This is a genomic window from Sphingobium agrisoli, assembly GCF_041877245.1.
GTDB lineage: Bacteria > Pseudomonadota > Alphaproteobacteria > Sphingomonadales > Sphingomonadaceae > Sphingobium.
The window spans coordinates 605575-632562 of the sequence record NZ_JBHDJI010000001.1 but is presented as its reverse complement, the minus strand read 5'-3'; the positions used below and the strand labels follow the sequence as shown (position 1 = coordinate 632562).

At 65.6% G+C, this 26988-nt stretch carries 22 protein-coding genes; 9 read left to right on the top strand and 13 right to left on the bottom strand.

Annotated features, from left to right (window positions below):
• Nucleotides 1-7: 7 nt before the first annotated feature.
• Both clpA and ACETPF_RS02945 read right to left on the bottom strand, forming a co-directional pair.
• Nucleotides 8-2326: an ATP-dependent Clp protease ATP-binding subunit ClpA gene (gene clpA / locus ACETPF_RS02950; protein ID WP_373932769.1), complete on the bottom strand. Its 2319-nt coding sequence runs from the start codon at nucleotides 2324-2326 to the stop codon at nucleotides 8-10.
• Nucleotides 2327-2479: 153 nt separating this feature from the next.
• Complete coding sequence (locus ACETPF_RS02945) at nucleotides 2480-2677, bottom strand: DUF1192 domain-containing protein (protein WP_373932768.1); 198 nt, start codon at nucleotides 2675-2677, stop codon at nucleotides 2480-2482.
• Nucleotides 2678-2779: 102 nt separating this feature from the next.
• On the opposite strand from ACETPF_RS02945, the gene ACETPF_RS02940 reads away from it, so the two are divergent.
• Nucleotides 2780-3784: an NAD(P)H-quinone oxidoreductase gene (locus tag ACETPF_RS02940; protein WP_373932767.1), complete on the top strand. Its 1005-nt coding sequence runs from the start codon at nucleotides 2780-2782 to the stop codon at nucleotides 3782-3784.
• A 7-nt stretch (nucleotides 3785-3791) separates the two neighbouring features.
• Here the strand turns inward: ACETPF_RS02940 and ACETPF_RS02935 are convergent, their stop codons facing one another.
• Nucleotides 3792-4460: an HAD family hydrolase gene (locus tag ACETPF_RS02935; RefSeq protein WP_373932766.1), complete on the bottom strand. Its 669-nt coding sequence runs from the start codon at nucleotides 4458-4460 to the stop codon at nucleotides 3792-3794.
• Nucleotides 4461-4607: 147 nt separating this feature from the next.
• Between ACETPF_RS02935 and glmU the strand changes: the two genes are divergently transcribed.
• From glmU to glmS, 3 genes are all read left to right on the top strand, one after another.
• Entirely contained in the window at nucleotides 4608-5903 is a 1296-nt protein-coding gene (glmU, locus tag ACETPF_RS02930; protein ID WP_373932765.1) for a bifunctional UDP-N-acetylglucosamine diphosphorylase/glucosamine-1-phosphate N-acetyltransferase GlmU, read from the top strand.
• A 102-nt stretch (nucleotides 5904-6005) separates the two neighbouring features.
• A complete protein-coding gene (locus ACETPF_RS02925) occupies nucleotides 6006-6878 on the top strand; it encodes a metallophosphoesterase (protein WP_373932764.1) in 873 nt (290 codons plus the stop codon).
• A 109-nt stretch (nucleotides 6879-6987) separates the two neighbouring features.
• A complete protein-coding gene (glmS, locus tag ACETPF_RS02920; protein ID WP_373932763.1) occupies nucleotides 6988-8811 on the top strand; it encodes a glutamine--fructose-6-phosphate transaminase (isomerizing) in 1824 nt (607 codons plus the stop codon).
• Between the two features lie 51 nt (nucleotides 8812-8862).
• On the opposite strand, the gene pyrF is transcribed toward glmS, so the two are convergent.
• From pyrF to ACETPF_RS02885, 7 genes are read right to left on the bottom strand one after another with little or no spacing between them, the layout of a single operon-like run.
• On the bottom strand, nucleotides 8863-9537 hold the full coding sequence (gene pyrF, locus ACETPF_RS02915; RefSeq protein WP_373932762.1) for an orotidine-5'-phosphate decarboxylase: 675 nt from the start codon (nucleotides 9535-9537) through the stop codon (nucleotides 8863-8865).
• Nucleotides 9534-9890, bottom strand: coding sequence for a lipopolysaccharide assembly protein LapA domain-containing protein (locus ACETPF_RS02910; RefSeq protein WP_373932761.1), 357 nt, complete (start codon nucleotides 9888-9890; stop codon nucleotides 9534-9536). Before ACETPF_RS02910 ends, pyrF begins: the two co-directional genes overlap by 4 nt.
• 33 nt (nucleotides 9891-9923) lie before the next feature.
• Nucleotides 9924-10793, bottom strand: coding sequence for an aldose 1-epimerase (locus ACETPF_RS02905; RefSeq protein WP_373933053.1), 870 nt, complete (start codon nucleotides 10791-10793; stop codon nucleotides 9924-9926).
• A 17-nt stretch (nucleotides 10794-10810) separates the two neighbouring features.
• Nucleotides 10811-12223, bottom strand: a complete 1413-nt coding sequence (locus ACETPF_RS02900; RefSeq protein ID WP_373932760.1) for a sugar porter family MFS transporter — start codon at nucleotides 12221-12223, stop codon at nucleotides 10811-10813.
• A gap of 28 nt (nucleotides 12224-12251) precedes the next feature.
• Complete coding sequence (locus ACETPF_RS02895) at nucleotides 12252-13127, bottom strand: SMP-30/gluconolactonase/LRE family protein (RefSeq protein WP_373933052.1); 876 nt, start codon at nucleotides 13125-13127, stop codon at nucleotides 12252-12254.
• A 1-nt stretch (nucleotide 13128) separates the two neighbouring features.
• Complete coding sequence (gene xylB, locus ACETPF_RS02890) at nucleotides 13129-13887, bottom strand: D-xylose 1-dehydrogenase (protein ID WP_373932759.1); 759 nt, start codon at nucleotides 13885-13887, stop codon at nucleotides 13129-13131.
• Nucleotides 13884-15026: a fumarylacetoacetate hydrolase family protein gene (locus ACETPF_RS02885; RefSeq protein ID WP_373932758.1), complete on the bottom strand. Its 1143-nt coding sequence runs from the start codon at nucleotides 15024-15026 to the stop codon at nucleotides 13884-13886. The genes xylB and ACETPF_RS02885 overlap by 4 nt, the downstream gene beginning before the upstream one ends.
• Before the next feature lie 164 nt (nucleotides 15027-15190).
• Here ACETPF_RS02885 and ACETPF_RS02880 point away from each other — a divergent pair, with 164 nt between their 5' ends.
• Nucleotides 15191-15370, top strand: coding sequence for a hypothetical protein (locus ACETPF_RS02880; RefSeq protein ID WP_373932757.1), 180 nt, complete (start codon nucleotides 15191-15193; stop codon nucleotides 15368-15370).
• 107 nt (nucleotides 15371-15477) lie between these two features.
• On the opposite strand, the gene ACETPF_RS02875 is transcribed toward ACETPF_RS02880, so the two are convergent.
• Entirely contained in the window at nucleotides 15478-15897 is a 420-nt protein-coding gene (locus ACETPF_RS02875) for an EF-hand domain-containing protein (protein WP_373932756.1), read from the bottom strand.
• 260 nt (nucleotides 15898-16157) lie between these two features.
• Here ACETPF_RS02875 and purB point away from each other — a divergent pair, with 260 nt between their 5' ends.
• A complete protein-coding gene (gene purB / locus ACETPF_RS02870) occupies nucleotides 16158-17474 on the top strand; it encodes an adenylosuccinate lyase (RefSeq protein ID WP_373932755.1) in 1317 nt (438 codons plus the stop codon).
• Between the two features lie 88 nt (nucleotides 17475-17562).
• On the opposite strand, the gene ACETPF_RS02865 is transcribed toward purB, so the two are convergent.
• The gene (locus ACETPF_RS02865; protein WP_373932754.1) at nucleotides 17563-18633 is read right to left on the bottom strand and encodes a LacI family DNA-binding transcriptional regulator; all 1071 of its coding nucleotides are present in this window, start codon (nucleotides 18631-18633) and stop codon (nucleotides 17563-17565) included.
• Between the two features lie 75 nt (nucleotides 18634-18708).
• Nucleotides 18709-20853, bottom strand: coding sequence for an alpha-glucuronidase family glycosyl hydrolase (locus ACETPF_RS02860; protein ID WP_373932753.1), 2145 nt, complete (start codon nucleotides 20851-20853; stop codon nucleotides 18709-18711).
• 139 nt (nucleotides 20854-20992) lie between these two features.
• Between ACETPF_RS02860 and ACETPF_RS02855 the strand changes: the two genes are divergently transcribed.
• The 3 genes from ACETPF_RS02855 to manD are packed head-to-tail and all read left to right on the top strand — an operon-like array spanning nucleotide 20993 to nucleotide 26951.
• Nucleotides 20993-23368: a glycoside hydrolase family 3 N-terminal domain-containing protein gene (locus ACETPF_RS02855; RefSeq protein ID WP_373932752.1), complete on the top strand. Its 2376-nt coding sequence runs from the start codon at nucleotides 20993-20995 to the stop codon at nucleotides 23366-23368.
• Nucleotides 23365-25725 carry a glycoside hydrolase family 3 N-terminal domain-containing protein gene (locus tag ACETPF_RS02850; protein WP_373932751.1) on the top strand — a complete coding sequence of 787 codons (2361 nt, stop codon included), beginning with the start codon at nucleotides 23365-23367 and terminating at the stop codon, nucleotides 25723-25725. Before ACETPF_RS02855 ends, ACETPF_RS02850 begins: the two co-directional genes overlap by 4 nt.
• A 14-nt stretch (nucleotides 25726-25739) precedes the next feature.
• Nucleotides 25740-26951, top strand: a complete 1212-nt coding sequence (manD, locus tag ACETPF_RS02845; RefSeq protein WP_373932750.1) for a D-mannonate dehydratase ManD — start codon at nucleotides 25740-25742, stop codon at nucleotides 26949-26951.
• The last annotated feature ends 37 nt before the right edge of the window (nucleotides 26952-26988 follow it).

Here is a 26988-nt window from a genome sequence, read left to right as displayed (position 1 = left end):
CGGCGCCTTATTTCGTGCTTTCGCTCGCCTTGGCCTTGCCGCCCTTCTTGCCCTTTTTGGGCGCGGCGGGGGTGATCTCGAAGGCCAGGGCATCGTCCTTCATATGGACATGGACCTCGCCGCCATGGACCAGCTTGCCGAAGAGCAGTTCCTCGGCCAGCGGCTGCTTGATCTTCTCCTGCATCAGACGGCCCATCGGGCGGGCGCCGTAGAGCTTGTCATAGCCCTTGGCGGTCAGCCATTCCTTGGCCGCCTCGTCCAGCGTGATGTGGACGTCGCGGTCGGCCAGTTGCAGCTCCAGTTGTAGCACGAACTTGTCGATCACGCGCGCGACGATTTCCGGCGGCAGGTATCCGAACGGCACGATCGCATCGAGACGGTTGCGGAATTCCGGGGTGAAGAGCTTCTTCACCGCATCTTCCTGCACATCCTCGCGCGACAATTCGCCAAAACCGATGCTTTCCTTCGCCATGTCCGACGCGCCGGCGTTGGTGGTCATGATAAGGATGGTGTTGCGGAAATCCACCGTCTTGCCGTGGTGATCGGTCAGGCGGCCATTGTCCATCACCTGCAACAGGATGTTAAATAGGTCCGGATGCGCTTTCTCTATCTCGTCCAGCAGCAGGACGCTGTGCGGATTCTGATCGACCGCGTCGGTCAACAGGCCGCCCTGGTCGTAGCCGACATAGCCCGGGGGCGCGCCGATCAGGCGGCTGACCGAGTGGCGCTCCATATATTCCGACATGTCGAACCGCTGGAGCGGGATGCCGAGCAGGCTGGCGAGTTGGCGCGCGACCTCCGTCTTGCCGACGCCGGTGGGGCCGGAGAAAAGATAGTTGCCGATCGGCTTGTCGGGATCGCGCAGGCCCGCGCGCGACAGCTTGATCGCGGACGACAGCACCTCGATCGCCTTGTCCTGGCCGAAGACGACGCGCTTCAAGTCGGTGGTCAGCGATTCCAGCACCGTCTTGTCGTCCGACGACACGGTCTTGGGCGGGATGCGCGCCATGGTCGCGATGACCGCCTCGATCTCCTTTGGGGTAATCGTCTTCTTGCGCTTCGACGGGATCACCAGCATCTGCATCGCGCCGACCTCATCGATCACGTCGATGGCCTTGTCGGGCAGCTTTCGGTCGTTAATGTAGCGCGCGCTGAGTTCCACCGCCGCCTTGATCGCGTCGGGCGTATATTTGACGTGATGATGCTCCTCGAAAGCGCTCCGCAGCCCGGCGAGAATCTTGATCGTGTCCTCAATCGTCGGTTCGTTCACGTCGATCTTCTGGAAGCGGCGCAGCAGCGCCCGGTCCTTCTCGAAATGGTTGCGGAATTCCTTGTAGGTGGTCGAGCCAATGCACCGGATCGTGCCGCCTGACAGGGCCGGCTTCAACAGGTTCGAGGCATCCATCGCCCCGCCGCTGGTCGCGCCGGCGCCGATGACCGTGTGGATCTCGTCAATGAAGAGCACCGCGTGCGGCATCTTTTCCAGTTCGGTGACGACCGCCTTCAGCCGCTCCTCAAAATCGCCGCGATAGCGGGTGCCGGCCAGCAGCGCGCCCATGTCGAGCGAATAGATGACCGCCTCCTTGAGCACGTCGGGCACCTCGCCCTCGACGATCTTGCGCGCAAGGCCCTCCGCGATCGCGGTCTTGCCCACGCCCGGATCACCGACATAGAGGGGGTTGTTCTTGGACCGGCGGCAGAGAATCTGGATGGTGCGATCCACCTCCGCGCTGCGGCCGATCAGCGGATCGACCTTCCCGCGCCCCGCCTTTTCATTGAGGTTGACGGTGAACTGCTCCAGCGCGCTGTCCTTCTTGCCCTTGCCGTCCTGCACCTTCTTTTCCTCCTCGGCGGCGCCCTTGGTCTCCTGACGCTCGGGCTGGGGCGTGCCCTTGCCGACGCCGTGGCTGATGTAGCTGACGGCGTCGAGACGGCTCATATCCTGCTGTTGCAGGAAATAGACGGCGTAGGATTCGCGTTCGGAGAACAGCGCGACGAGCACGTTGGCGCCGGTTACCTCATCCTTGCCGGAGGATTGGACATGCAGGATCGCACGCTGCACCACGCGCTGAAAGCCGCTGGTGGGGGAGGGGTCGGACGCACCCTCGACCTTCAGGCTGTCCAGCTCGGTGTCGAGATAATGGGTGACGGCGTCGCCCAGCTCGCCCAGTTCCACACCGCACGCCTGCATCACCTTCGACGCATGATCGTCATCGATCAGCGCGAGTAGCAGATGCTCCAGCGTCGCATATTCGTGGCGGCGCTCCGACGCGTGGGTCAGCGCATTGTGCAGCGTGGTTTCGAGAGCGGATGCGAAAGAAGGCATTGTCGTTCTACTCCTGGCCCCAAAGAGGGGCGGTACAGAACCTCATGTCGGCATTGCTCGACGCCGGATCAAGGCCGATGCCCTGACCGCCGGAATTGCCAGACTGCCCTAGCCCGAAGCAGCCCTGATGGGCGACGAGGGCGGGGCCTTGGTTCATCGCTTGAATAGCGCCTCGGCACTTGCCTTATGGTTAACGGCGCTTTGCATCTTATGTCGGGTCCGCGCGATTTCCGCCTCCAGGGCAGCGACGCGGGCTTCCAGTTCACCAACGGACAATGGCCCCAGATCCTGTTTGAGCAGGCGGGCCAGCGGATCATCTCCCTTGCGCGGCAGATCGTCATCCAAGTCCATGACAGCCAATGTTGACCCTGCGTCGCACTGTGTCAATAAGGGCGCGCGACCTGCCGCGGATTTCCGGGCAGAACGCGGGGGCAGCGAGGGGGCGGCTGGATCATGGCGGACGGATTTGCGGTGCCTGCGGAGATGATGGCGATCGGCATTGCCACGCCGGGCGGGCCGGAGGCGCTGGTTCCGCAGCGGCGGCCCGTGCCGGTTCCGGGCGAGGGCGAGGTTCTCATCAAGGTCGCAGCAGCCGGGGTCAACAGGCCCGACGTGCTGCAACGGCAGGGCAAATATCCCCCTCCGCCGGGTGCGTCCGACATTCCGGGGCTGGAGGTGGCGGGCACCATCGTCGCCGTCGGCGGCGGCGCGGACAGGCTGGTGGGGCAGAGCGTGTGCGCTCTGATTGCAGGCGGGGGTTATGCCGAATATGCGGTTGCGCCCGCCGGCCAGTGTCTGCCCGTGCCCGAAGGCTATGATCTGGCGGAGGCGGCGGCATTGCCGGAGACGTTGTTTACCGTGTGGACCAACCTGTTCGAACGCGCCTATGTAGTGGCGGGCGACACGGTGCTCGTGCATGGCGGGACCAGCGGCATCGGGACGATGGCGATCCGCCTTTGCAACCTATTTGGCGTCACCGTGATCGTGACTTGCGGATCGGACGAAAAATGCGCGCAGGCGCTGGAGTGGGGGGCGAACCATGCCATCAACTACCGTGCCCAGGATTATGTCGAGGACGTAAAGCGCATCACCGGCGGGCAGGGATGCCAGGCGGTGCTGGATATGGTCGGTGGCGACTATCTGCCGCGCAACATCGCCTGTCTGGCGGAAGATGGCCGCCATGTCTCCATCGCCACGCTCGGTGGGCCAAAAGCGGAGGTCTTCATCCCCGCCATCATGCAGCGGCGGTTGACGCTTACCGGATCAACGCTGCGAGCGCGGTCGGTGGGCTTCAAGAGCCTGGTCGCCGACGAGTTGATGCGGACCGTCTGGAGCTTCGTGGGAGAGGGCAAGCTGCGGCCGGCCATGGACCAGCGGTTTGCGCTGGCGGACGCAGCCAAGGCCCATGCGCGAATGGACGCGGGCGAACATTTCGGAAAGATCGTGCTGACGGTCTGAAGCCGTCCTATTGAGGCCAGCTTTCCAGCAGCGGCACGAGTTCATCGAAATGGTGGATCACAGCATCCGCCTCCAGATTGTCCACCGGGCCATCGAGGAAGCCGAAGCCGACCGCAACATTGGCAATGCCGGCGTTCTTTGCGCCGGCAATGTCGTTGATCGTGTCGCCGATGAATATGGTGCGGCCGCCGCCGGCACGCTCCATCATGGCGCGGATCGGCGCGGGATCGGGCTTGGCGACGCCGACGGTGTCGCCGCCGACGATCGCGGCGAAGCGGTCCGACAGACCAAGCTGGTGCATCAACGGCATGGTGAAGCGCTCCGCCTTATTGGTGCAGATGGCGAGGCGGACGCCGCGCGCGGTGAGTGCGTCCATCGCAGCGATCAGGCCGGGATAGGGGGTGGAGTGGATCGCGAGATTCTGCTCATAATAGTCGAGCAGGATCGGCAGCAGCGTTGCCAGTAGTTCCTCGTCATAGCCGCCCGACGCGTCGAGCGCGCGCTGGAGCATGACCTTCGCCCCTTTGCCGACGAAGGGGTGAATCGCGGCGACCGGGAAGGGCGGGCGATCGATGGTGCCGATCGCGTAATTCACGGCGGCGGCAAGATCGCCGCTGGTGTCGATCAGCGTGCCGTCCAGGTCGAATCCGACGATGTCGAAAGGAATGTCCGTCATGCCGCGCGCCATGCCGCGAGCGCGGTGGCAAAGGCAAGGCAAACATGGCAGAGAGCCACGCGAACGTCGATCTGACCGGGATATGCTATCGTGACCCTTGCCCGCCCCCTTGCCGTCGTCATCCTAGCCGCGGGGCAGGGAACCCGCATGAAATCGTCGCTGCACAAGGTGCTGCACCCGGTCGCTGGGCGGCCGATGCTGCTGCACCTGCTGGCCAGCGTGGCGCAACTGGCGCCCGAGCGGCAGGTCGTGGTGGTAGGCGCCGGGCGCGAGCAGGTCGAGAAGGCGGTGGCCGGCACCGGCGCGGTGATCGCGGTGCAGGAGACGCAGCTTGGCACCGGCCACGCAGTCGCGCAGGCGCATGACGCGCTGGCGGGCTTTGCGGGCGATGTGCTGATCCTTTATGGCGACGTGCCGCTGGTGCGGGCGGAGACGATGCGGGCGATGCTCGATCGCCTCAATCGCGGCGACGAGCCGCGCGCGGTGGTGCTGGGCTTCCGCCCGGAGGACGCCGCCGCCTATGGCCGGATCATCGCCGACGGGCAGGGCATCATCGAGAAGATGGTCGAGTATAAGGATGCGAGCGAGGCCGAGCGCGCCGTGACGCTCTGCAACAGCGGACTGATGGCGGTGCGATCGACCGACCTGTTCGTGCTGCTGGACCAGGTCGGCAACGACAATGCAGCCGGCGAATATTATCTGCCCGACATCGTCATGCTGCCTGGCGCGCAGAGCGCGGTGATCGAGACCGAGGCGTGGGAAGTCGCCGGCGTCAACAGCCGGATCGAACTGGCTGGGGTGGAGGCGATGTGGCAGACGCGTCGCCGGGCCGAGGCGATGCGCGAGGGCGTGACGCTGGTTGCGCCGGAGACGGTTTTCTTTGCCCATGACACTCTGCTGGGCCGCGACGTAGTCGTAGGGCCGCATGTCGTGTTCGGGCCGGGCGTCACCGTGGCCGAGAGGGTGAATATCCACAGTTTCTCCCATCTGGAGGGCGCGAATATCGAGAGCGGGGCGGAGATCGGCCCCTATGCGCGGCTGCGGCCGGGCGCGCAGATCGGGCGAAAGGCCAAGGTCGGCAATTTCGTCGAAATCAAGAAATCGACGCTGGGCGAGGGGGCCAAAGCCAATCACCTGTCCTATATCGGCGACGCGAACGTTGGGGCTGGCGCGAACATCGGCGCGGGCACCATCACCTGCAACTATGATGGCTACCTCAAATATCGGACGGAGATCGGCGCGGGGGCGTTCATCGGCTCCAACAGCGCGCTGGTCGCGCCTGTGACGATCGGCGCGGGCGCGATCGTCGGGGCGGGCAGTGTGGTGACCAAGCCGGTTGAGGCGGATTCGCTCTGTTTGGTGCGGCCGGAGCAGGTGAGCAAGCCGGGCAGGGCTACGCGGTTCCGGGAGCGGATGCTGGCGAAGAAGAATGCCAAAGCTTAAGCTTTCGCGCGCTTTCGCCCTCACCCTTGTCGGCGCATTCGCGCCTCTTTCCCTCTCCCGTCGGGAGAGGGAAGGGGCCCACCGCCGCAGGCGGTGGGAAGGGTGAGGGCTTTGCGATCGCAGCGCTGGCTCGTCGCGCTGGTCTCGATTGGCATTATTCTGCTGATAGCTCTCGGCTTCACGATCTGGCTCATCCGCAATGCCAGCGCCATGCCGGTGGTGCGGCGGACGGAGGTGGTGTTGCCATTCCCCGCCGACACGCCGCGCAGGCCCGTGACGGTCGCGCTGTTGACCGACACGCACCTGTCCGGGCCGGACAACAGCCCATCGCGGATGGCGCGGATCGTGGCGCAGATCAATGCGCTGAAACCCGACCTCATCCTGTTGGGCGGCGACTATATCGGCGATAACAAGGGGCTGGGCACCTATGACGGTCGGGCGAGCATCGCCGCCTTCGCGGGCTTGCGCGCGCCGCTGGGCGTGGTCGCGGTGCTGGGCAATCATGACAGCCGCAGCCGCCACAACCAGGTGGCGCTGAGCGCGCGGGACTGGCAGATCGCCTTCGCGCGCATGGGCATAACCCTGCTCCAGAATGGCGCGGTGAGGCGCGGGCCGATTGCGGTGGGCGGGATCAAGGATATCTACACGCGCCCCGTCGATTTGCCCGGCACGCTCGCGGCCATGCGCTGGGTCGGCGGCGCGCCGGTCTTGCTGTCGCACGGGCCGGACGTGTTCCCGCTCCTGCCCGATGCGCCGACTTTGGTGCTGGTCGGCCACACCCATTGCGGGCAGATGGCGCTGCCCTTTGTCGGCGTGACCTATGTCCCGTCGAAATATGGCACGCGCTATGCCTGCGGTCTCTATCGCGACGGCGCCAAGACGATGATCGTCGCTGGCGGAGTAGGCACGAGCGGGATGCCGTTCCGCATGCTGGCGCCGCCCGACATCTGGCTGATCACGATCCGGCCGGAGTGAAATTTCTGTTTGCGCCCATGGCGCTCCCGCCGCCGCTTCATTAAGGGCATGGCTACGAACGCAGCCTATATGGCGCGTCATCGCGTTCAAGTTCGACGGGGCTTCCTGCATGTGCGGCATCATCGGTATCATCGGCAAGGACGACGTGGCGGAGCGGCTGGTCGACGGCCTCAAGCGCCTCGAATATCGTGGCTATGATAGCGCGGGCGTGGCGACCATCCATGACGGAACGATCGACCGGCGGCGGGCAGAGGGGAAGCTGAGCAATCTGGTCCGCGAACTGGCGGAAGCGCCCCTGCCCGGCGCGACCGGCATCGCGCATACGCGCTGGGCGACGCATGGCGCGCCGACCACTAGCAACGCGCACCCGCATGCGACCAGCGAAGTGGCGCTGGTCCACAATGGCATCATCGAGAATTTCAAGACTCTTCGGTCCGAACTTCAAAGCCGGGGCCGCGTGTTCGACAGCCAGACCGACACGGAAGTGGTCGCGCATCTGGTGAGCGAGCGGGTCGAGCAGGGTGCGTCGCCGTTGGAAGCGGTGCGCGACGTGCTGCCGCGCCTGCATGGCGCCTTCGCGCTCGCCATCGCCTTCCGCAGCCATCCCGACCTGTTGATCGGCGCGCGGCTGGGGTCGCCCTTGGTGGTGGGCTATGGCGACGGGGAAACCTTCCTCGGCTCCGACGCGCTGGCGCTCGCCCCGCTGACCCAGCGCATCGCCTATCTGGAAGAGGGCGACTGGGTGGTCATCACCCGCGAGGGTGCCGAGATTTTCGACAAGGATAATGTCCCCGTCGAACGGCCGGTGACGATTTCCGGCGTGTCGGGCGCGATGATCGACAAGGGCAATCATCGCCACTTCATGCAGAAGGAGATTTACGAGCAGCCGGTGGTCGTCGCCCAGACGCTCCGCTCCTATCTGCGTCGCATGGACAATGAGATCGCCATGCCGAACATGGATTTCGATCTCGGGACAGTGAAGCGCATCACCATCGTCGCCTGCGGCACGAGCTATTATGCCGGGCTGGTGGCGAAATATTGGTTCGAGAAATTCGCGCGCGTGCCCGTCGACATCGATGTGGCGAGCGAGTTTCGATACCGTGAGCCGGTGCTTGAAGCCGGTGGGCTTGCCCTCTTCATCAGCCAGTCGGGCGAGACCGCCGACACGCTCGCCGCGCTGCGCCATGCCAAGGCGGAGGGGCAGATCATCGCGGTGGTGGTGAATGTGCCGACCAGTTCGATGGCGCGCGAGGCGGACCTGCTGCTCCCCACCCATGCGGGACCGGAGATCGGCGTCGCATCGACCAAGGCGTTTACCTGCCAGTTGGCGGTGCTGGCGGCGCTCGCGGCGAACCTCGCGCGGGCCAAGGGTAAGCTGACCGCGCAGGAAGAGTCGGAGATCGTCTGGCACCTGTCCGAAGCGCCCGCTGCGCTCAATGAAGCACTGAATCGCGACGCGCAGATCGAGGCGATGGCGCATCTGATCGCGCCGGCGCGCGACGTGCTGTATCTCGGGCGAGGGCCGGACTATCCAATGGCGCTGGAAGGGGCGCTCAAGCTCAAGGAAATCAGCTATATCCATGCCGAGGGCTATGCGGCGGGCGAGATGAAGCATGGCCCCATCGCGCTGATCGACGACGCCGTGCCGGTGATCGTGATCGCGCCGAGCGGGCCGCTGTTCGAAAAGACCGTCAGCAACATGCAGGAAGTGCAGGCGCGCGGCGGCAGGGTGGTGCTGATTTCCGACGCGGAAGGGATCGCGCTAGCCGGCGAAGGCTGCATGGCGACGATCGAGATGCCGGAAGTGCATCCGCTGATCGCGCCGCTGGTTTACGCCGTGCCGGTGCAGCTGCTCGCCTACCATGTCGCGGTGGCGAAGGGGACCGATGTGGACCAGCCGCGCAACCTGGCGAAGTCGGTAACGGTGGAGTGAACGCGCGCCAAGAGAAGCAGGGATTTTCAGGAAAATCGAAAAGACCGCGTTCTACAGCGTCGCCTCTATCTCCCGCGCCGCAAGGTCAGGGTTATCCGCCAGGCTGATTGGCCGCCCGACCACCAGGATCGACGCGCCCCGGTCCAGCGCCTCGCGCGGCGTGACGGCGCGCTTCTGATCGCCCATTGCGCCGCCCGCTGGCCGCACGCCCGGCACGACGAAGAAACCGTCGCTCCACCCCTTCTTCGCCATCGCCACTTCCTCGCCGGAACAGACGATGCCGTCCAGGCCCGCGCTCTGCGCCAGATCGGCGAGGCGGCGCACCTGATCCTCCGCCTTGCCGCCGACGCCGATGTCGAGCAAGTCTGCGTCGTCCAGGCTGGTGAGCACGGTCACGGCGACGACCTTGGTATTCACGCCCGCTGCCGCCTTTGCATCCTCCAGCATGGCGCGCCCGCCGGCGGCATGGACGGTCAGGATCGCCGGCTCCAGCAGGTGCAGCGCCTGGATCGCCTTGGCCACGGTGTTGGGAATGTCGTGGAGCTTGAGGTCCAGGAAGATCGGCAGGCCGAACTTCATCATTTCATGCACGCCATGATGGCCGTTGGCGCAGAAGAATTCGAGGCCGAGCTTCAGGCCCCCGACGTGCCGCCGCACCTGTTCCGCCAGGCGCTGTGCCTTGGCGAGGTCGGGCGTGTCGATGGCGACGTAGAGCGGACTGGTCATGGCGATCCTGTCGGGGTGGTCAGGGTGGGGGTGGCCGGAACGGGGCCGGGGTCTATGACGGGCAGGGCCGGCGGATCGGCGGGCGAGGGCGGCGGCGCGGCGGCGGCGGTCGCGGCGGCCAGTGCCCGTTCCGCGCTGGTCAGGCGGCGGCGCATCCGCCAGCGCGTCGCCCGCGCCATGATCCAGAAGGGCAGAGCGCCCAGCAGAAACGCGCCGATCAGCAGCACCGGCAGCTTGGTTTCCATGACCAGATCGCCCCAGAGGGTGACCTCCACATCCTTGTAGTTCGCCATGCAGAAGAAGGCGAGCGCCACGGCGATCACGACCCAGAAGGCGGTCCGCAAAAATTGCATAGGCTGGTCCCTCGCTGCTTTCTGGAAGCGAGCTTAGGCGATCGGAGCGGATTTCGGAAGCGCCGGATCGATTTTGCCGATTGAGAGGGTCATGGCGAGAGTCGCGATCCCTCCGGGCGGTAACATGTCCATCCCGTTCCGGTTGATCGCGTCGGGGCTGTGGCTCACCGGCTCCAGGCAGAAAAAGGCTTCGCCGGGAGGTCGATAGAGGTGGAGCCAGGGCGCGCCCGCCGCCCGCATCGTGATCGCTAAGCCGTCCCCGCGCAGGATTGTGGCGACCCCGCTCCAGCCGCCATAGGCATTGTCGATCAGGCTGTCGCCCGCGACCGTGCCGGGCTGTGACCAGTCGCCCAGCGTGTCGGCCGCGACTTCCTGTTCGGGCAGCATGTCGGGAGTGGAGAGCAGGAGGCTCTGCGCGTCGAACTGGAGCCGGGTGGCGGCGTCCGCGACGAAATAGGGGTGGAAGCCAAGCCCTGCGGGCATCGCGCCATCGCCCTTGTTGCTCACGAACAGCGTAAGCGAGAGCTGCGACGGCGTCAGCGCGACATGCTGTTCCGCCTCGTAGGGCCAGGGCCAGCCGGCATCGCCCGCATGGGCGTGGACCAGCCGGGCCTCCGTCTCGGTCGCCTCGCTGACCGCCCACGCCGCCTGCCAGCCAAAGCCATGGATGCTGTGCGGATGGTCGCCGAAATTGAGCGGCAGCTGGTGGCTCTGCCCCGCCACCGCATAGCGCCCATGCGCGATGCGGTTGGCATAGGGCACCAACGGGAAGCTCGCCATGGCGAGCGGGTCGGTCGCTCCTGCCGGAGTCGGCCGCAGCAGGTCCGCCCCATCCAGCGAGAGGCGCAGCAGCGACCCTCCGGTGGCGGGTGAGAGCGCCGCTTCCAGCGCCCCCGCCCGCAGGTTGATCGTTCCCTCGCTCAGCCGACCATGTCCTCAAGCTCGCGCCCCTTGGTCTCGTTCACCATGGCGCGCACGAAGAAGAAGGAAATCAGCGCGAAGATCGCATAGCCGACATAGGCGGTGGCAAGCCCCGGCGACACGACCAGCGACGGGAAGCTGACCGACACGATCGCGTTGGCGATCCACTGGGCGAAGCCCGCGACGGCGAGGCCCGATCCGCGAATCTGGTTCGGGAACATCTCGCCCAGCATGACCCACATGATCGGACCCCAGCTGAGGTTGAAGAAGATCACATAGAGGTTCGCCGCGACCAGCGCGATGATGCCGTTATTGCCGGGCAGCGACACCGCGCCATCCGCGCCGGTGACGGCGGTGGAAAAGGCGTAGGCCACCGTCGCCAGCGTCACCGCCATGCCAGCCGAGCCGATCAGCAGCAGCGGCTTGCGCCCGATCCTGTCGACCAGCGCGATCGTGGCGAGGCAAGCGCCGATCGACAGCACGCCCGAGAGGATATTGGTCTGGAGCGCATAATCCTCGGAAAAGCCGACCGCTTCCCACAGTGTCGCGCCATAATAGAAGACGACGTTGATGCCGACGAACTGCTGGAATACGGCCAGGCCGATGCCGGTCCAGACGATCGGGCGGATCTTGCCGCTGGCCTTGTCGATCAGGTCGGACAGCTTCGGGCGATGATGGTCGGCGGCCAGGCTGGCGCGGATCTCGGCCACCTTGCGGGTAGCTTCGGCCTCGCCGAACAGCCGGGTCAGCACCGCATGGGCGCGCTCGTCCTGCCCGCGCGCCACCAGATAGCGGGGGCTTTCCGGGATCACCAGCAGCGCCAGGAAGTAGATGGCGGCCGGGATCGCCTGGAGCCAGAACATCCAGCGCCACGCCGGATAGTCGAGCCACAGCGGCGCGGTCGATCCGCCCGCATAGCGCGCCAGCACGAAATTGGCGACGAAAGCGCCGGTCAGGCCGGAGATGATCATCACCTGCTGCACCGACGACAGCCGCCCGCGCACGGCGGCGGGGGTAACTTCGGAAATATAGACGGGCGATATCACGCTCGCCGCGCCGACGCCCAGGCCGCCGATGATACGGGCGACGATGAAGATGGCCGACGAATCGGCCGCGCCGGCGAGCAAAGCGCTCAGCAGAAAAAGGATGGCGGACAGCATCATGACGCCGCGCCGGCCGATGATGTCGGCCATGCGCCCAGCGCCGAACGCGCCGATCGACGATCCGATCAGGATCGCGCCGACATTGATGCCGATGCCCAGCTTGCCGAGGTCGAAGGCGCTTTCCAGCCCCTTCTGGGTGCCGTTGATGACCCCCGAATCATAGCCGAACATGAATCCGCCGATCGTCGCCACCGCGACGATGGCCGCAATGAAGGCCATGTTGACCTTGCCTGCGCTCCCCTCGCTCATTCGCCCGTCCTTCCTGTGTTCTTGTCGTTTATATCGTCGCAACGATCCCTGGCAGCCCAGCGACCCCGGGATCGAAGGCGAACAGATCGCCTGCCAGGGGCTGCACTGTCAACGCTGTCATGTCCAGTCCCTTGCGCGCGGTCGTCGCATAGGCCGTCCGCAGCCCCTCGCCGCCGAAGGCGATCTTGGTGATGTTGGCGACGGGGAAGCGGATTTCCCGCATCAGCGTGCCGGCCGGATCGTATCGCCGCACCGCCCAGCCCCCGAACAGCCCGGTCCACACGCAGCCTTCAGCATCGACGGTCGGACCGTCGGGCCAGCCCGTGCCGTCCTCGATCGTGGCGAAGATGGTCGGGCGGTCGACCACTTTCCCGTCCTGCAGCGCGCATTGCCAGATGCGCTTGCCCAGCGTGTCGGTGTGATAGAGGATGCGCCCGTCCGGCGAGAGGGCAGGGCCGTTGGTGATGGAGAAGGGCGGCAAGCCGACATCGGCGCACACGCCCTTGTGAAGGCGATAGAAGCGGCCGCTTGTCAGCTCCTCGCCATCGTCCATCGTGCCGAACCAGATCGCGCCATCGGGCGCGACGGTCGCGTCATTCTGGCGGTTGCCGGGCAGATGCGCTTCGGGCGCATGGAGGGGCGTGAAGCTTCCGTCCGTCGGATCGAAGCGATGAACGCCCGATTGAAGCCCAGCGGCGAACAGCCCGTCGTCTGTCGGCAATATCCAGCCAACCTGCCCCGGCGCGGTCCAGCTTCGTCCTGCATCCAGAGCGGGATCGTAGCGGTGGACGCGATGCTCCTTGATATCGACGAACCAGAGCGCCGCGTCGCGCGCGACCCAGGCCGGCCCCTCGCCCAGCGTCGCGCCAACCGATAGGACGCTTTGCGGCTCCACGCTCGCCATGTCAGCGCCACCCGGCGTCGATGAAATAATCATGGCCCGTGCAGTAGCGCGCGTCGTCCGACGCCAGGAACATCGCCAGCGCGGCGACGTCGACCGGCAGGATGCGTCCGTCCAGGCACTGGGCGGCGACGATCTCCGCCTCGCCCTCGGGCGTGTACCATTTCTCCTGGCGCAGCGTCTTCACATTGCCGGGAATGATGGTGTTGACGCGGATATTGTCGCGGCCAAGGTCGCGGGCCATGCTCCGCGTCAGCCCCTCGATCGCCGCCTTTGCGGTCTGGTAGAGCACCAGTTCCGGCAGAGCGAGGTGCCAGCTGATCGACCCGAAATTCAGGATGACGCCGCCGCCCGCGCGCTTCATCGTCGGCACCGCCGCCTGCGCGACGAAGAAGAGGTGGCGCAGATTGACCGCCATGCGCTCGTCCCAATAAGCGGGCGTGACCTCCTCGATCGTGTGCCGATCGTCATTGGCGGCGTTGTTGATCACGATGTCGATCCCGCCCAGCTGCTGCTCGACGGACCCGATCATGGCCTGCACCGCGTCGATGTCGCGCAGGTCGACGGCATGGAAGAGGGGCGCGACCGGCGCGTCGGCGAGCCGCGCGATCAGCGCCTCGCTTTCCGCCACGGCGATGTCGCAAAAGGCGACCCGTGCGCCCTGCCGGGCAAATGCTTCGACCAGACCCTCTCCGATACCGCTACCGCCGCCGGAAATGAAAACCCGCTTGTCCTTCAAGCTGGGGTAGATGGCGCGGTTCATGCGTGTTCTTTCTCTTTCACATTCAGCAGACCGCGCGCGGCCAGATTGGTCATCAGGGCGCTGACGCCGAAGGTCCAGGGCGCGGCGTCCTTTGACGTCACCACCTTGTTCACCAGCTTGCCGAGGCGCGGGGTGGAAATGGTGACGATGTCGCCAACCTTGTGGGTAAAGCCGCGACCCGGCTCGTCGCGGTCCTGCACGGGCGCGAAGAGCGTGCCCAGGAACAGCGCGAAACCGTCGGGATATTGGTGCTGCGACAGCGTCTGGCGCACCAGGTCGAGCGGATCGCGGCTGATCTGGTTCATGCTGCTGACGCCGTCGAGCCGATAGCCTTCCGGCCCGTCGATGGTCAGCGCGACCTCGGCATTGCGGACATCGTCGATGGTGAAGCCGTCATCGAACAGGCGGATCAGCGGGCCGAGCGCGCAGGAGGCGTTATTATCCTTCGCCTTGCCCAGCAACAGCGCCGAACGCCCCTCAAAATCGCGCAGGTTGACGTCGTTGCCCAGCGTCGCGCCGATCGTATTGCCGGCGCTGTCGACCACCAGCACGATTTCGGGCTCGGGGTTGTTCCAGGTCGAATCGGAACGGACGCCGATTTCAGCGCCGACGCCCACCGTCGAGAGGATCGGCGACTTGGTGAAAACCTCCGCATCGGGGCCGATCGCGACCTCCAGATATTGCGACCACAGACCGTCCTCGATCAGCGCGGCCTTGAGCGCCGCCGCCTCGGGCGTGCCCGGCACCACGCTGCGGATCGATCCGCCGACCCGTTCCTCCAGCCGACCGCGAATCTCGACGGCACGGGACGCATCGCCACGCGCGCTTTCCTCGATCACCCGCTCAAGAGCCGAAACGGCGAAGGTGACGCCGCACGCCTTGACGCATTGCAGGTCGACCGGGGTCAGCAACGGCAGGTCCATCTCGTCGAGCGGGCCGATCGCTTCGCCACTTTCGGGCGACAGGGGCAGCATGTCCGTCAGCTGCGCGACCGTGGGCGCGACTCGGCTCATGTCATAGGCGATGCCGTTCGCCACGAGGATCGGGCTGGGGCCGGCGGCGGTCTGCACGCGGCCAAGGAAAAGGCCCTCCCGCCAATCGGACGGAAGGCAATCGGGCAAGGAGGTGTCCCCCGGCATCATCAACTCCTATCTGATGCTTGTATTTGATAGCGCTACCAACATCTATCTGGCCGCGAAGTCAAGACCCGCGTCAGCGAAAAGCGAACCATCAATCCAGAATGAGCGGCCCCCGCATCTCCCGTCTTTTCGTTCGAGCCTTATTGCGCCATACAGGGGAGACTATGAGCAAAGACAAAGCCGCCACGCCCGAGCCTGAAGCGCCCGCAAATCCCGAAGGCCCGACAAATCTCGCCACTGCGGCCCGCACGTCCGCGGGCAAGGGCGTGTGGATGGGCACCGCCGTCGGCATCGGTTCCGCCGCGATCGTCGCCGCCCTGCTATATTCCCGCCGCAAGAGCTGACGCCGCCGGAAAAAAAAGGGCGGCATGGCCTTCGCTCCATGCCGCCCTCCGGTGCGACCCGGCAGGCTCTTATCTGCCCGGATGATCCGGGTCGTGCCCGTCTGCCGTCAGCCCGCGCCGCCGCTCAGGTAGCTGATCAGTTCAGGCTTGCTGACAGAGATATTCTTATCCTTGTCGGCGGTGGTGAAAGCACCATTGGCCCATGCAGTCACCTGCTCGGGCGCCAGCGTCGTGCCGGTCGCCTTCATCTCCTGATCCTTCAGGGCCATCATCCAGCGCGAAAATTCCGACTGGTCGAGCGCGCCGTCCTTGTTGACGTCATAGGCCGGAAACTCGCTGTCGACGATCGCCGCTACACTGGAGGCCGGGTTGGCGGGCGCTGCCGGTTGCGGTTGCGCGGGTGCGGCGGGTTGCGCCGGCATTGCCGATTGCGGGGCGGCGGGGCTGGCGCTCTGATCAGGGGCGGTCTGCGCCATCGCCGGCGCCGTCATGGCCAAAGCCGTGGTGAACAATAAAGTGCGGAACATCACAAACTCCTTTTGCCAATTGATCGGCCTGGATGTGGTTGGTTCCAGTCCAGCATTTCAACTGAAGCAACAATGAATAAACCTGGATCAATGTTCCTGAACAACCGTTCATCTTGTCATATTCGTCCTCAATATTGTGTCGCTTCGTCGCGAATATTTCCCGCGCCTCTCCTCTCGACCCAGGGGCGCCGCGATTTGCCCCGCTGCGCCGACGCTGCTAGGCGGCGCGCATATTGTCTCCTCCAACCGCAGGATTCGCTATGGTCCCCCGCTACGCCCGCCCCGCAATGACCGCCCTCTGGGAACCGGAAGCGCGCTTCAAGATCTGGTTCGAGATCGAGGCGCACGCGACCGAGAAGCTGGGTGAACTGGGCGTGGTGCCGCCCTCGGCGGCGAAGGCGCTGTGGGACTGGTGGGCGACCAACCCGGCGATCGACGTGCCCGCGATCGACGGAATAGAGGCGGTGACCAAGCATGACGTCATCGCCTTCCTCACCTGGGTCGCCGAACAGGTCGGCGACGAAGCCCGCTTCATGCATCAGGGCATGACCTCGTCCGACGTTCTCGACACCTGCCTTGCCGTGCAACTCACCCGCGCCGCTGACATATTGATCGACGATCTCGATGCGCTGCTGGCCGTCATCAAGCGCCGCGCTTTCGAGCATAAGCTGACCCCGACCATCGGCCGTAGCCACGGCATCCACGCCGAACCCGTCACCTTCGGCCTTAAGATGGCGGAAGCCTATGCCGAGTTCAGCCGGTGCAAGGCGCGCCTGATCGCAGCCCGCGCCGAAGTCGCCACCTGCGCCATTTCCGGCGCGGTCGGCACCTTCGCCAATATCGACCCGCGGGTCGAGGAGCATGTCGCGGAGAAGCTGGGCCTCGCCGTCGAGCCGGTCTCGACACAGGTCATCCCGCGCGACCGCCATGCCATGTTCTTCGCGACCCTGGGCGTCATCGCCTCGTCCATAGAGCGGCTGGCGGTCGAGGTCCGCCACCTCCAGCGCACCGAAGTTCTGGAAGCGGAGGAATATTTCTCGCCCGGCCAGAAGGGCAGCAGCGCCATGCCGCACAAGCGCAACCCGGTGCTGACCGAAAATCTTACCGGCCTCGCCCGCATGGTCCGCGCCTATGCGCTCCCCGCGATGGAAAATGTCGCGCTCTGGCACGAGCGCGACATCAGCCATAGCTCGGTCGAGCGCTATATCGGCCCCGACGCCACCATCACGCTCGACTTCGCGCTCGCCCGCCTGACCGGCGTCATCGACAAGCTGCTCGTTTACCCCGAGCGCATGATGAAGAATCTCGACAAGATGGGCGGCCTCGTCCACTCGCAGCGCGTGCTGCTGGCGCTGACCCAAGCCGGCGTGAGCCGCGAGGACAGCTACCGCTACGTCCAGCGCAACGCGATGAAAGTGTGGGAATCGGACGGCCAGCTCTCGCTGCTGGAACTGCTTAAAGCCGACCCCGACGTCGCCGCCGCGCTCCCCGCGCAGGAGATCGAGGAGAAGTTCAACCTCGATTATCACTTCAAACAGGTCGACACGATCTTCCGCCGGGTGTTCGGCGAAGTCTGACACCAAATCCGTTCGTTTCGAGCCTGTCGAGAAACGGTAGCGCTCCGCTAGTCACTTCTCGACAAGCTCGAATGGAACGGAGGTGGGTTTACCGCACCCCCATCCTCGGGCGCATCCGTGGCGCCGCGTCGGATTGCCGGCGGATCAGTTCATAGTCGAGCACCAGATGCTCGGCCTCTCCGTCGCGCCCCTGTCGCGCGCGCAATTCGCGCACCAGCACCTCCACTGCCGCGCGCGCCATCGCGCTGATCGGCTGGCGGATGGTCGTCAGTTCGGGCCAGATCGTCGTCGCCAGCGAGGTGTCGTCGAAGCCGCAGACGGTGAGGTCGCCCGGCACGTCGAGGCCGGTGCGGTGGGCGATGGCGACGGTCGCCGCCGCCATATCGTCGTTGCTGGCGAAGATCGCGGTCGGCGGGTCGAGAAGCGAGAGAATATGCTCGGCCGCATCCAGCCCCGACCGATAGGTGAAATAGCCCTGGGCGATCAGTTCGTCCTGCACCGGCAGTCCGGCCTGTTGCAACGCCTCGACATAGCCCTCGAACCGCTTGGTGCTGGCGCTCTGGTTCGGATTGCCCTTGATGAAGCCGATCCGGTTATGGCCGAGCGCGATCAGATGCCGCGTCATTTCATAGGCGGCATGGCGGTCGTCGATCGTCACGGCGGCAAGGTCGGGCAGCGGCAGGCCGGTCGCCACCGCCACCGCCGGCATCCCGGCCTTCTCCAGCGCCTTGACCAGATCCGACATGTCGCACAGCGGCGGGGGCAGGATGACCCCGTCGACCCGGCCGCGCTGGAGATGATCGACCACCGCCTTGATCGACATCGCCTCGTCCCATTTCTCGACGACCAGATGGACGCCGCTGCGGCTGGCCTGATCGAGGCTGCCGACCAGAAACTCGCTGAGATAGGAGGAGGAGGGGTTGGAGTAGAGCAGGCCGATGCGCGTCTCCTCACCGCCCGCCAGCGTCCGCGCGGCGGCGCTGGGCGCATAGTTGAGCGCCGCGATCGCCGCCTCCACCTTCTCCCGCGTCGCCGCCCGCACCACCTGCTCGGAATTTATGACCCGCGAAACCGTCATCGGCGACACCCCCGCATGGCGCGCCACATCGTTGATGGTCGGCGCGTTGCGCTGGCGGCGCGAAGTTCTTGTGTCGCTCAACGGGGTCAGGCTTTCTTGCGTATAATGTCGTTCCCGAAATGGTAGCGCCATCTTGCGCGCAACATAAGTGAAAAATCAGTGATGGCCAGGAGCGTAGGGAAAGCGCTGCGCCTTGTACCAATTGAGGTCATGTTCAGGCGCGGCCGCGCCGGCGGGCAGGGGCAGGCGGTTGATCGACTGGAAATAGGCGATGCTGGCGTCCCGCCACCATTGGGCCTCGCGCCGCTGGATGGCAAGGAAGCTCTCCGTCTGGGCGAAGCGTTCGGCATCGACCAGCGGGCGAAGGCTCTGCCATGTCCGCTGCATGTTGGCCACATAGGCGAGGCCCCGATCATAATGATCGACCATCCCGTTCCACAAGGTCTCGCCCGATTTCAGGCGGTAATGCCACGGAACATGATGAAACCAGAGCAGGTCGCGTTCCGGTGTAGTCTTGGGATTTGCGAGCATTTTCGCGATTTGCGGCGCATATTGGGCGATGGCGTCGCTGCCGGTCCTGGTGCGGTCGAAGCCGATGCCGGCCGCGTCCGCCTTGTGATAATAAACCGGATTCCATTCGGGCCGTGCCAGGTCCGACACCCAGGGGGCGGGGCCATAATGATGGCCGGTGCCCATCACATGGGCCAGGCCCAGCGGCGTCATATAGTCGACCGCCGCCTCGCGCGATCCCATCATCATGGCAACGACCGGTCCGACCACGCGCGGGTCGGGCGCGAAAGTCATCGCCGCCCATTCGCGCGCGATGGCTTCCGCCGACAGGCTGGTGTCCCACGCCATACGACCAAAGGCGTACCAGTCCGCCTGGTTGAAGATCGACCCGCTCCAGTCGCGATCGACCCCGATATTGGCGACCCCGGCGATCCCGGTCAGCCGGTGGCCGAGCAGCGACCCGTCGATCACCCTGGCGACGGTCGATCCCTTGCCCTTCGCATATGTATCGGCGTCCAGCACCTCCTCGAACAGCGGCCCCAGATAGGTGAGGTGGGTCGACTGGCCGAGATATTCCTTGGTGATCTGGAATTCCATCATCAGCGGCGTCTTTGGCATCGCGCCGAACAGGGGATGGAAGGGCTCGCGCGGCTGGAAATCGATCGCGCCATTCTTGACCTGCACGATGACATTGTCGGCGAACTGCCCGTCCAGCGGCTTGAAGTCGGTGAAAGCCTGCTTGGCGCGGTCGTCGGGATTGTCATGGGCATAGACGAAGGCGCGCCACATCACGATCCCGCCATGGGGCTTCACTGCGGCTGCCAGCATGTTCGCACCATCGGCATGGGTGCGCTTATAATCCTGCGGCCCCGGCTGGCCTTCGCTGTTGGCCTTGACCAGAAAGCCGCCGAAATCAGGGATGGCGCGATAAATCTCGTCCGCCTTCGCCTTCCACCAGGCCGCCACCTGCGGGTCCAGCGGGTCGGCGGTCTTGAGGCCGTCCAGTTCCATCGGCGCGGTCCACTTGACCGACAGATAGACGCGGATGCCATAGGGCCGGAAGATGTCGGCCAGCGCCGCCGCCTTGGCGATATAGGGGGCGGTCAGGCTGTCCGCCTTCGCATTCACATTGTTGAGGACCGTGCCGTTTATCCCGATCGAGGCGTTGGCGCGGGCATAGTTGGTATAGCGCGGTCCCTTGTAATCGGGCAGCCGCCACCAGTCCCATATCGATTGCCCGGCATAACCCCGCTCCACCGTGCCATCCAGATTGTCCCAATGGTTGAGCAGCCGCAGCCCGATTTTCGGTGCGCTGACGATGTCGATCGCATCGAGAGCCGCGCCCGTCTGGGCCAACCGCAGCCAGTGATAGGCGCCGTGCAGCAGGCCGACATCACTGTCGGCCGCGATAAGCGTCATCGCCGTGCCGCCTTGCTGGATCGACCGGATCGCATAGCCTTCCGCGCCAAGCGCGGCTGTCTTTACGGGCAGGGCAGGGGCCGTCGCCGGCGTCGCCAGCCACAACGCTCCTGTCTGAGATTCCGCCGTCCGCGCAGGCGTGCGGCCGGTCATGCCGGCGACGCCGCGTTGCAGCTCGTCGGTCGCGGCTTTCAGGATCGCGCTGCTTCCGACCGCCACGATAGCGCTCGCATGAGCGGTGATCGCGGCAGCGCGGCTCTCGTCGGCGCGGGCGTAGCGCAGCCACAGATCATAGCCGTCCTCCGCCGACGCCATCGGCGACAGCGCCATGCAGGCGAGGCTCAACATCCAGAAACCCAGGCGCGCTATCACTCATCCCTCTCCTCGATGCGATCCTTGCCGGCCATTTAAACGGCGTTGACAAACATGTCTTGTCCGACCAATGGTAACGGTATCAGTCAGCGCTGCAAGCTAAAAGCGGCGGCCGGCTGAAAATGGAGGGGGCTTTCACATGATTCATCCCGGCAAAATCCTGGGCCTGTCGACCGCGCTGGCGCTCAGCATGATCGCGCCCGTCGCTGCGGCCGCCCCTGCGCCAGCCTCCGCCAGCGCCCGCCCGCTCTACAAGGACGCATCCGCCCCCGTCGAGTCGCGCATCGACGATCTGCTCGCCCGCATGACGCTGGACGAAAAGATCGCGCAGATCACCACGGTATGGGAGGGAAAGGTCGCGATCTTCGACGACCGGCTCCAGCTCGACCTCGCCAAGCTCCGGGCCGCCTATCCGGCGGGTCTCGGCCATTTCGCCCGCCCTTCCGATGCGAAGGCGGGCGGGAGTCCTCGGGTCGTACCGGGACGTGACGCCCGCCAGACGGTCGCGCTCGTCAACGCCCTGCAAAAATGGGCGATGACGGAAACCCGCCTCGGCATCCCGATCCTCTTCCATGAAGAGGGGTTGCACGGCTACGCAGCCCTCGGCGCGACCAGCTTCCCCCAGGCCATCGCCATGGCCTCCGCCTTCGATCCCGCGATGCTGCGTCAGGTGAACGCGGTCATCGCCCGCGAAATCCGATCGCGCGGGGTCACCCTGGTCCTTTCGCCGGTCGTCGACATCGCCCGCGATCCGCGCTGGGGCCGGATCGAGGAGACGTTCGGCGAAGACCCCTATCTCGCCGGCGAGATGGGCGTCGCCGCTGTCGAAGGCTTGCAGGGGGAGGGGCGCGCCCGCACCCTGCGCCCCGGCAAGGTGTTCGCTACGCTCAAGCATCTGACGGGCCACGGCCAGCCCGAAAGCGGCACCAATGTCGGCCCCGCTCCCTATTCGGAGCGCGAACTGCGCGAGAATTTCTTCCCGCCATTCGAACAGGTGGTGAAGCGCACCGGCATCGAAGCGGTCATGGCGTCCTATAACGAGATTGACGGGGTGCCAAGCCACGCCAACCGCTGGCTGCTGGAGGATATTCTCCGCCGCGAATGGGGCTTCAGAGGGGCGGTCGTGTCCGATTATTCGGCGGTCGACCAACTCATGAGCATTCACCATATCGCCCCCGATCTGGAAGGTGCGGCGATCCGCGCGCTCGACGCAGGCGTCGACGCGGACCTGCCCGACGGCATCTCCTATGCGAAGCTCGGGAAGCTGGTGCGCGACGGCAAGGTCGCCGAGGCGAAGGTCGACCAGGCGGTGCGCCGGATGCTGGAGCTGAAGTTCCGCGCCGGCCTGTTCGAGAACCCTTATGCCGATGCCGCCGCCTCGGAAAAGATCACCAACAATGCCGAGGCCCGCGCGCTGGCGCTGACCGCCGCCCAGCGCTCCATCACCCTGCTGAAGAATGACGGCATGCTGCCGCTGAAGCCCGAAGGCACGATAGCGGTCATCGGCCCCAGCGCCGCCGTCGCGCGTCTGGGCGGCTATTACGGCCAGCCGCCACATACCGTATCGATCCTCGACGGGATCAGGGCGAAGGTCGGATCGAATGCGAAGATCGTCTTTGCCCCAGGCGTCAAGATCACCGAGGATGACGACTGGTGGGCCGACAAGGTCGTGAAGTCCGATCCTGCCGAAAACCGCAAGCTGATCGCGCAGGCGGTCGAGGCGGCGCGGGGCGTCGACCATATCGTCCTGACCCTGGGCGACACCGAACAAACGAGCCGCGAAGGCTGGGCCAGCACGCATCTCGGCGACCGCCCCAGCCTTGATCTCGTCGGCGAACAGCAGGAACTGTTCGACGCCTTGAAGGCGCTGGGCAAGCCGATCACCGTCATCCTCATCAACGGCCGGCCCGCCTCGACGGTGAAGATCAGCGAGCAGGCGAACGCCATAATCGAAGGCTGGTATCTGGGCGAGCAGGGCGGCAATGCCGTCGCAGACGTGCTGTTCGGCGACGTCAATCCGGGCGGCAAGCTGCCCGTCACCGTCCCCCGCTCGGTCGGCCAGCTGCCCATTTTCTACAACGCTAAGCCATCGGCGCGGCGCGGTTATCTGTTCGATACCACCGACCCGCTCTACCCCTTCGGCTATGGCCTCAGCTACACGACATTCGAGCTTTCCGCGCCCAAGCTGGCAGCAACCAGCATCGGTGCGGGCGGCCAAACAACTGTCTCACTCGCTGTTCGCAACACGGGTCAACGTGCCGGAGACGAGGTCGTCCAGCTCTACATTCGCGACAAGATCAGCTCGGTCACCCGCCCTATCAAGGAACTGAAGGGCTTCCGGCGCGTGACGCTGAAACCGGGCGAGAGCCGCACCGTCAGCTTCGCGATCACGCCCGAAAGCCTCCAGATGTGGAATGACGAAATGCACCGCGTGGTCGAGCCGGGCGAGTTCGAGATCATGACCGGCAACTCGTCGGTCGCGCTCCAGTCCACGACGCTGACGGTCACTCCATGAGCCTGTCGCGTCGCCACGCCCTTGGCCTGCTCGCCTCCACTGCCGCAACGCCGGCGCTGGGGAAGGCGCGCAGCGGCCCGCTCTACAAGGATGCGTCCGCGCCCATCGACCTGCGCGTCCGCGATCTCCTCTCCCGCATGACGCTGGAGGAGAAGGTCGGTCAGATCATCGCGCTCTGGGCGACCAAGGCGGAGGTGATGGACGGCATCGCCTTCTCGCCCGCCAAGGCGAGCGCCGCCTATCCCGACGGCTTCGGCCAGATCACCCGCCCGTCCGACAAGCGCGGCGTAGCGGGCGATGCCAACCAGGCGGGCGGCGTCGGCGCGCGCTGGCGCACGCCGCAGGAGACCGTCGATTTTGTCACCGCCGTCCAGAAATGGGCGATCGAGGAAACCCGCCTTGGCATCCCCGTCCTCTTCCACGAGGAATCGCTGCACGGCTATATGGCGACCGAAGCGACCATGTTCCCGATGGCGATTGGCCTCGCCGGCAGCTTCGACCGCGACCTGATGCGCGACGTTCAGTCCGTCATCGCCCGCGAAGTCCGCGCGCGCGGCGTGCATCTGGCGCTGTCTCCCGTCGTCGATATCGCCCGCGATCCCCGCTGGGGCCGGATCGAGGAGACGTTCGGCGAAGACCCCTATCTCTGCGGCGAAATGGGCGTCGCCGCCGTCCTCGGCCTGCAAGGGGAAAGCAGGCAGCTCGGCCCCGACAAGGTAATGGCGACCCTCAAGCACATGACCGGCCACGGCCAGCCGCAGGCGGGCGAGAATGTCGCGCCAGCGCCGATCAGCGAGCGGGAACTGCGCGAAAATTTCTTCCCGCCCTTCCGCGAGGTGTTCAAGCGCACCGGCATCGCCGCCGTGATGCCCAGCTATAACGAGATTGACGGTGTGCCGAGCCACCAGAACAAGTGGCTGCTGAACGACATTCTGCGCGGCGAATGGCATTTCGATGGCGCGGTGGTCAGCGATTATGGCGCTGTCCACGAACTCGACACCATCCACCATGTCCAGCCCGACCCGCAGGCCGCCGCGCGCGCCGCCCTGCGCGCGGGGGTCGATTGCGAGCTGCCCGACGGGATGACCTATCGGACGCTCGTGGAACAGGTGCGCGGCGGCAAAGTCCCGCAGGAAGCCGTCGACATCGCAGCCGAGCGCATGTTGACGCTGAAATTCCGCGCGGGCCTGTTCGAAAATCCCTGGCCGCGCCGGGATCATGCGGCGATCACCGGCAACCGGGAAGCGCGCGCGCTGGCGCTCAAGGCCGCGCATCGCTCCGTCGTTCTGCTGAAGAACGACGGCGTCCTGCCGCTCACCCCCGGCGCGCACAAGCGCGTCGCGGTGATCGGCCCCAACGCCGCCATCGCCCGCCTCGGCGGCTACTCCAGCGTGCCGCGCCAGACCGTCTCGCTGCTGGAAGGCGTGCAGGCCAAGCTCAGGGGCAAGGCGGATGTCGTCCATGCCCAGGGCGTGTTCATCACCCAGAGCGAGGATCGCTCGGCCAACGAGGTGCTGCTCGCCGACCCGACGAAGAACCGAGCGCTGATCGCGGAGGCGGTAGAGGTCGCGAAGTCAGCCGACATCGTCATCCTCGCCATCGGCGACACCGAACAGACCAGCCGCGAGGGCTTCGCAAGGAACCATCTCGGCGACCGCACCAGCCTCGATCTGGTCGGCGAACAGAATGACCTGTTTCTCGCCATGAAGGCGACCGGCAAGCCGGTCGTCGTCTGCGCGATCAACGGCCGCCCGCCCAGCTATCCCACCGTGGCGGAAGGCGCGAACGCGCTGCTGGAATGCTGGTATCCGGGGCAGGAGGGTGGCACCGCGATGGCCGACATCCTGTTCGGCGACGTCAGTCCCGGCGCGAAGCTGCCCGTGACCGTCGCGCGCGACGCGGGGCAGGTGCCGGTCTTCTACAACCGCAAGCCGAGCGCCCGGCGCGGCTATGTGTTCGAGGATATAAGTCCGCTTTACCCGTTCGGCTATGGCCTCTGCTACACGAGCTTTGCGTTTGGGAAGCCACGCCTGTCTTCTCCCCGCATCGGTACGGGCGGCGAAGTGACGGTCGAAGTCGACGTCCGTAATACCGGCCAACGGGCAGGGGACGAGGTCGTCCAGCTCTATGTCCGCGATCAAACCGCCAGTGTCACCCGCCCGATCAAGTCATTGAAGGGGTTCGAGCGAGTCTCTCTCGCGCCCGGCGAGGCGAAAACCGTTCGCATCACGCTCGGCCCCGCCGCTTTCTCGCTCTGGAACCTCGACATGCAGGAAGAGGTCGAACCCGGCCTCTTCGACATCATGGTCGGTCCGGACAGCGAAAATCTCCAGACCATCCCGCTCGAAATCATCTGAACAGGACTGTGCACATGCCAAAGATCGTAGATGCCAAGGTCATCATCACCTGCCCCGGCCGCAATTTCGTGACGCTCAAGATCATTTGCGACGACGGCACTACCGGCGTCGGCGACGCGACGCTCAACGGCCGCGAGCTGTCGGTCGCCAGCTACCTGACCGACCATGTCATCCCCTGCCTCATCGGCCGCGACGCGCACCGGATCGAAGATATCTGGCAGTATCTTTACAAGGGCGCCTATTGGCGGCGCGGCCCCGTCACCATGACCGCGATCGCGGCGGTCGACATGGCGCTGTGGGACATCAAGGGGAAGATCGCCGGGCTGCCCGTCTATCAGCTGCTGGGCGGGGCGAGCCGGGAGGGCGTGATGGTCTATGGCCACGCCAACGGCACGACGATCGACGACACGATCGAGGCCGCGCTCGACTATCAGCGCCAGGGTTACAAGGCGATCCGCATCCAGTGCGGCGTGCCCGGCATGGCGTCGACCTATGGTGTCAGCAAGGACCGCTACTTCTACGAACCCGCCGACGCCGACCTGCCGACCGAGAATGTCTGGAGCACGAGCAAATATCTGCGCGTCGTGCCCGAACTGTTCAAGGCGGCGCGCGAGGCGCTGGGGTGGGACGTGCACCTGCTGCACGACATCCACCACCGCCTGACCCCGATCGAGGCGGGACGACTGGGCAAGGATCTGGAGCCCTATCGCCCCTTCTGGCTGGAGGACGCCACTCCTGCCGAGAACCAGGAAGCGTTCAAGCTGATCCGCCAGCACACCACCGCGCCGCTCGCAGTCGGGGAAATCTTCAATTCGATCTGGGACGCGAAGGATCTGATCCAGAACCAGCTGATCGACTATATCCGCGCCACCGTGGTCCATGCCGGCGGCATCACGCACCTGCGCCGCATTGCCGCGCTGGCCGACCTCTATCAGGTGAAGACCGGCTGCCACGGCGCGACCGACCTGTCGCCCGTCTGCATGGCCGCCGCGCTGCATTTCGACCTGTCGGTGCCGAACTTCGGCGTGCAGGAATATATGCGCCACACACCCGAGACCGACGCCGTCTTCCCGCACGCCTACACGTTCCAGGACGGCATGATGCATCCGGGCGACGCGCCGGGCCTGGGCGTCGACATCGACGAGGAACTGGCAGCCGGATACGAATATAAGCGCGCTTTCCTGCCGGTGAACCGGCTGGAAGACGGCACGCTGTTCAACTGGTGATGGGAATGTCCGGCCTATCCTGCCAGCCCTCTCACGC

What these genes read in the sequence shown, in the direction of transcription:
- clpA (WP_373932769.1), bottom strand. Translation starts at nt 2,326, where the DNA reads ATGCCTTCTTTCGCATCCGCTCTCGAAACCACGCTGCACAATGCGCTG.
- ACETPF_RS02945 (WP_373932768.1), bottom strand. Translation starts at nt 2,677, where the DNA reads ATGGACTTGGATGACGATCTGCCGCGCAAGGGAGATGATCCGCTGGCC.
- ACETPF_RS02940 (WP_373932767.1), top strand. Translation starts at nt 2,780, where the DNA reads ATGGCGGACGGATTTGCGGTGCCTGCGGAGATGATGGCGATCGGCATT.
- ACETPF_RS02935 (WP_373932766.1), bottom strand. Translation starts at nt 4,460, where the DNA reads ATGACGGACATTCCTTTCGACATCGTCGGATTCGACCTGGACGGCACG.
- glmU (WP_373932765.1), top strand. Translation starts at nt 4,608, where the DNA reads ATGAAATCGTCGCTGCACAAGGTGCTGCACCCGGTCGCTGGGCGGCCG.
- glmS (WP_373932763.1), top strand. Translation starts at nt 6,988, where the DNA reads ATGTGCGGCATCATCGGTATCATCGGCAAGGACGACGTGGCGGAGCGG.
- pyrF (WP_373932762.1), bottom strand. Translation starts at nt 9,537, where the DNA reads ATGACCAGTCCGCTCTACGTCGCCATCGACACGCCCGACCTCGCCAAG.
- ACETPF_RS02910 (WP_373932761.1), bottom strand. Translation starts at nt 9,890, where the DNA reads ATGCAATTTTTGCGGACCGCCTTCTGGGTCGTGATCGCCGTGGCGCTC.
- ACETPF_RS02900 (WP_373932760.1), bottom strand. Translation starts at nt 12,223, where the DNA reads ATGAGCGAGGGGAGCGCAGGCAAGGTCAACATGGCCTTCATTGCGGCC.
- ACETPF_RS02895 (WP_373933052.1), bottom strand. Translation starts at nt 13,127, where the DNA reads ATGGCGAGCGTGGAGCCGCAAAGCGTCCTATCGGTTGGCGCGACGCTG.
- xylB (WP_373932759.1), bottom strand. Translation starts at nt 13,887, where the DNA reads ATGAACCGCGCCATCTACCCCAGCTTGAAGGACAAGCGGGTTTTCATT.
- ACETPF_RS02885 (WP_373932758.1), bottom strand. Translation starts at nt 15,026, where the DNA reads ATGCCGGGGGACACCTCCTTGCCCGATTGCCTTCCGTCCGATTGGCGG.
- ACETPF_RS02880 (WP_373932757.1), top strand. Translation starts at nt 15,191, where the DNA reads ATGAGCAAAGACAAAGCCGCCACGCCCGAGCCTGAAGCGCCCGCAAAT.
- ACETPF_RS02875 (WP_373932756.1), bottom strand. Translation starts at nt 15,897, where the DNA reads ATGTTCCGCACTTTATTGTTCACCACGGCTTTGGCCATGACGGCGCCG.
- purB (WP_373932755.1), top strand. Translation starts at nt 16,158, where the DNA reads ATGGTCCCCCGCTACGCCCGCCCCGCAATGACCGCCCTCTGGGAACCG.
- ACETPF_RS02855 (WP_373932752.1), top strand. Translation starts at nt 20,993, where the DNA reads ATGATTCATCCCGGCAAAATCCTGGGCCTGTCGACCGCGCTGGCGCTC.
- ACETPF_RS02850 (WP_373932751.1), top strand. Translation starts at nt 23,365, where the DNA reads ATGAGCCTGTCGCGTCGCCACGCCCTTGGCCTGCTCGCCTCCACTGCC.
- manD (WP_373932750.1), top strand. Translation starts at nt 25,740, where the DNA reads ATGCCAAAGATCGTAGATGCCAAGGTCATCATCACCTGCCCCGGCCGC.